The 5,177-nt window shown below is 59.6% G+C and carries 2 protein-coding genes; one reads left to right on the top strand and one right to left on the bottom strand.

Annotated features, from left to right (window positions below; genetic code table 11):
* Nucleotides 1–77 precede the first annotated feature (77 nt).
* Nucleotides 78–773 (bottom strand): HAD-IA family hydrolase, encoded by a 696-nt coding sequence (locus KGA97_RS28960; protein WP_008042293.1) that lies wholly within the window; start codon nucleotides 771–773, stop codon nucleotides 78–80.
* A gap of 261 nt (nucleotides 774–1,034) precedes the next feature.
* Here KGA97_RS28960 and KGA97_RS28955 point away from each other — a divergent pair.
* Nucleotides 1,035–5,177, top strand: a 4,143-nt coding sequence (locus KGA97_RS28955; RefSeq protein WP_223481957.1) for a DUF6531 domain-containing protein, incomplete at its 3' end; no start/stop codon positions are given.

The raw sequence follows: 5,177 nt of genomic DNA, 5'->3' as shown, positions 1-5,177 counted from the left end.
ACATTGATGTCGACTGAAAAACCGCTATCGCGAGCAGGCTCGCTCCCACATGGGTCTGTGTCATTGCACCAATCGTGTTATGACCACTCAAGCGCCGGCAAACCGCACGCACTCGGCTTGAACGCTTTCAACGTACGAAGAATGCCATCGGCGTGTGCGTATTTTTCGTCGGCCATTGCAGCATCGGGAATCGCAATCGCCGTCATCCCCGCCGCTTTCGCCGCAGTCACGCCGAACGGCGAATCTTCGAACACCAGGCAATCCCCGGGCGCCACGCCCAGGCGTCGCGCCGCGGTGAGGAAGATGTCCGGTGCCGGTTTGGCCGCACCGACTTCCGGGTCATCGGCTGTCACAACGAAGTCGAACAGCGCAAACCAGTCACGGTGCAACGTGGTTTTCTGGCCGAACGACAGACGCGACGAACTGGTGCCCACCGCGATCGGAATGTTGTTGGCCTTCAAGTGCCGCACCAGCTCCTCGGCACCGGGCATCGCCAGCGCGGTGGGAAAACGCTCGCGCATCAGCGGCTCGCGGATCACCAGGAACTCCTCGGCGGTAATCGGCAGGTCCAGCGCTTCAACCACATAACGCGCCAGATCACCCGCACCACGGCCGATGATGTTCTGTTTGACGCTCCAGTCGAAGGTCCGGCCATATCGCTCGGCGATCATCGACGTGACTTCGGTGTAAATGCCCTCGGTGTCCAGCAGCAAGCCGTCCATGTCGAAAATCACGGCTTTGATCGGGCCGAACTCTTTCAGCGGTGCATTCATCGCATCTGATCCGTTTTTAATGACACCCCGGTTGGCTCAGGCATAGCTGATTCCGGGATTTGATTAAAGGGTTCAGCAGCATAGCGAGCGCGGCTGGCAGAGAGCAACGGGCAATCTCCCGACGGTGACAAAACCTTCGCCGAATCGCTGAGCATGATTTAGCGATTCGCCCTACACCAAACACCTCCTTTCCCGACTTCTTTCCTCGTTGTTCCCCCGCAAAGTCTCGCGACCCCAATTTATCCGCGCGAGGGACTGCGAATGTTCAACCCTGACAAGGTCCTGGCCTTGAACAACGCCATCGGCCTGTTGGTGGTGGCAGCCATGAACCCCGAGCACCCGGACGTTGAAGCTCTGCTCGGCGATTTTCACCTGTGCCTCAATGACTACGAGGCCTGGGCGGAAAGCTTCTGGACAGGATGGGCGCTGGAGGTCGAGCAAGTGTTCAAGGTCGGCAACGACGTTCGTTTGAGCACACCGAGGGATTCCTCCGCCCCCGTCAGTTCGACGATCGCCAGATGCCCGGCCAGCGGTCCGTTGACCCTCGTGCATATGTTCGACGCGGCTCGCTTTGTGCCCATTGGTGATACGCCGGTGATGCTCGAACCGATCATTGAAGAGAGCAACGGCGAGATGACTTTTGGCGAACCGGTGCATCACACCATCGGCCCCAGCGGCATCCTCGAAATCCCTGAGTGTTGGCGCGGTCATCGTTACCGCATCACATTCTTTCCCAATGTTTCCACCGCTCACGTCAAAGCACTTCATGCTTCCTATCTCAGTGTGATCGATGAGCTTGAAGGCTGGTTGCGCAACGAGTGGACGAGTGAATTCCAGCCTTTATGGGCGGGGTTTTCCGATGCCGGTTTCCCTGAACGCTACGGCATGCTGCAACGGGCCGACTGGCGCGGATTCGAGAAGTCGCTGCACGGTTTGTGGGATGACGTGAAGCAGATCTACGCCCTGATCGCGGACCTGCAGGCCAACAGTGAAAAGCTTCTTGAATACCTGACCGAGGTTGAGCTCGAGACGCTGCTGAACGCTCCGGCCGAAGCCATCGCCAATGTGATGCTGGTGTTGAGTGATGAGCCGTTGATGTTCATTCATCTCGCGGCTTTCACCAGTTGGCTGCGGATGTTGCCGCCGCAGTACATCGCCGAAGTGGTCGCGGAAATTCGTACAGAAATACTCATCGCTTTCCTGCTGGTGCGGCTCACAGGTCCTACAGGCCTGAAACTCGGCATCAGCGCCAAGGTACTGGGCAAGGTCAAGTCCGAACGAGCCCGACAATGGCTGGCCGCCGCAAGCTTGCGCCTGGCTGAGCTTGCGAACAGATCGGATCTGACCAGCCACGCCGGCGCCCTCAAACCGCTGATGGTCAACGCGCGGAACGTGCCGCTCAAACCCGCGCCGGCAACTCCGTTGCACATCACCACCGGTGAATCACCGATTGTGCGGGTGAACAACCCGGTCGCCCTTGCCCGTGACAAGTCCGAAGCCAAGACCCGCCTGAGCCGCCAGGAACACCACGACGACGCCCCTGCTCCCGCGCAAAACCCAAACGGCGACAACGTCGATTCAGCGGATAGAACCACAACCAACGGCTGCCCGGTATCGATGGTCACCGGCGAAGAACTGCTGACCCTGATCGATGGTTCGCTGGATGGCCGGTTGCCGTTCGAGTTCATCCGCGTGTATCGCACCAGTGCTGTCGGAATCGACTGCGGGCTCGGATTTGGCTGGAGTCATGCCCTTGCGCACCGGCTGGAAATCGACGGCGAACAGGTTAGCTGGATCGACCACGAAAACCGTCGCACGACCTTCCCTTTACCCAAGGTTGAACGCCCGAGCATTCACAACAGCCTGTCGCGGGCGGCGATTTTCCTGGGGGATGAGCCGGAGGAACTGATCCTCGCAATGGCAGGCGAAGCAACGCGTTTTTACCACTTCCTTACAGGTCGACTGACCGCAATCAGCGATGCCTATGGCAACCGTCTGACAGTGCAACGGGACAACGCCGACAGAATCATGCGCCTCGACAACGGCGCCGGACGTTCGCTGCGATTGCGCTACGACCGCCGACACCTCGCCGCCGTCGAGTATCAGCACTTTCATCCCGCCGATACCCTGGAAGATGCCTGGCGCACTGAACAGACATTGGTGACCTACCGCTACGACGCCTGTCATCGCTTGATCGAAGCGACCAACGCCGCCGGCGAAAGCGAACGTTACGACTATGACGACCAGCACGTCATCCTGCAGCGGCAATTGGCTGGTAGCGCGAGCTTCTTCTGGGAGTGGGAAAGGTCCGGCAAGTCTGCGCGATGCGTCCGACATTGGGCGTCGTTTTCGCAGATGGACACGCGCTATGCCTGGGATGACAACGGCGGCGTGCAGGTTAAAAACGTTGATGGCAGCGAAGCGTTTTACCAGCACGACGACCGGGCACGCCTGGTGCGGAGGGTCGAACCCGACGGGGCGGAACACCTCAATGTCTATGACAGCCAGGGGCGGCTGATTGCCGAAAAGAATCCGCTCGGGGCAATTACCCGCTACCGCTATGACGATGTCGGACGGCTGATTGCCCTGATTCCACCCGAAGGTGAGCCAACGTCCTACGAATACCGCAATGGTTTCCTGCATGCGCGGTATCGCGGCAACGCCATGTGGAAGTATCAGCGCAATGCTCAGGGTGAGGTCATCGAGGCGACCGACCCCGACGGGCATGTCACCTACTACCACCACGATGAAAAAGGCCTGCTGCTGTCGATCCGCTTTCCGGACAACAGTCGGCATGTGTTCGTCCGGAATGCCTTGGGTCAACTGATCGAAGAGACCTTGCCGGGTGGCGGTCAGCGGCGCTTTTCCTACGATGCGTTGGGCCGGCAGGTTACCCGCCAGGACGAACACGGTGCCGTCACTCGCTACTCATGGGATGCCGTAGGACGACTGATTCAGACGACGCTTCCTACAGGTGCCAGTCGCGCCTTCAGCTACAACGCCTACGGCAAGGTCACCGCCGAACGGGATGAACTGGGGCGCACCACGCGCTTTGAATATGCCGATGATCTGCATCTGGTCAGCCGCCGGATCAATCCCGATGGCACAGAACTGCTTTATCGGTACGACAACGCACGGTTGTTGCTGACCGAAATCGAGAATGAGTCCGGCGGGAAACATCTGCTGGATTACACGCTCAATGGATTGATCCGACAGGAAACCGGATTCGATGGCCAACGCACCGCGTATGCCTACGACCTCAATGGACAGTTGCTGAAAAAAACCGAGTTCGGCGACGACGGCTCGCAATGGGTCACGGGCTATCAACGTGATTCGACGGGACGGCTGCTGGTCAAGACGCTGCCCGACGGTGTCAATGTCGAATATCGCTACGACAGCCTTGGCCGGCTGGTCAGCGTCGATGACGGTCACGATCACCCGCTGGAGTTCGAATACGACAAACAGGGTCGGCTAGTCACCGAACACCAAGGCTGGGGCACGCTGCGATATGGCTACGATGCCTGTGGCCAGCTCAACCACTTGCGCCTGCCCGACAACAGCAAACTCGATTACCACCATGCCAAGGGTGGCGCGCTGACGGCCATTGACCTCAATGGCGCCCGACTGACCGCTCACACCTTTTTCGCCGGCCGCGAACAGAACCGTCAACAGGGCCTGCTGCTCAGCGATTATCAGTATGACAATCAAGGTCGACTGAACGCCCACGCTGTCCGGCAAAACCTGCAACCGCTGTATCGCCGCGACTATGCCTACAGCGCCAACGGCAACCTCGACCACATTGCCGACACGCGGCACGGTCAGCGCAGCTACCTCTACGATTCGCTCGATCGCCTGATCCGCGTCCGCCACTCCCGAGATCACCAACCGGAAAACTTCGCCCACGACCCGACCGGCAACCTGCTGATGCAGGACCGACCCGGTCCGGCCATGGTCAAAGGCAATCGCCTGCTGATGCAAGGCGACCGCCACTACGATTACGACGCCTTCGGCAACCTGATCCGCGAACGCCGCGGCACTTCACAAAAACTGGTCACCGAGTACCGTTACGACTGCCAGCATCGCCTGATCGGCATCACCCTGCCCAACGGCAGCCAGGCGACCTACCGCTACGATGCCTTCGGCCGTCGCATCAGCAAAAACGTCGATGGCAACACCACCGAGTTTTTTTGGCAGGGCGACAACCTCGTCGCCGAAAGCAGTCGCGAGCACTACCGCAGCTACATCTACGAACCCGGCAGCTTTCGCCCGCTGGCCATGCTCGACGGCAAAGGTCCGCGCAACGCCTGTCCGTTTTACTACCAACTCGACCACCTCGGCACACCGCAAGAACTCACCGATTACAGCGGCGAAATCGTCTGGTCCGCCCAATACACCGCCTACGGC

Origin of the sequence: Pseudomonas sp. BF-B-15 (assembly GCF_019946675.1) — a bacterium.
Taxonomy (GTDB): Bacteria; Pseudomonadota; Gammaproteobacteria; order Pseudomonadales; family Pseudomonadaceae; genus Aquipseudomonas; species Aquipseudomonas migulae.
This window is presented reverse-complemented; position numbering and strand designations above follow the sequence as displayed.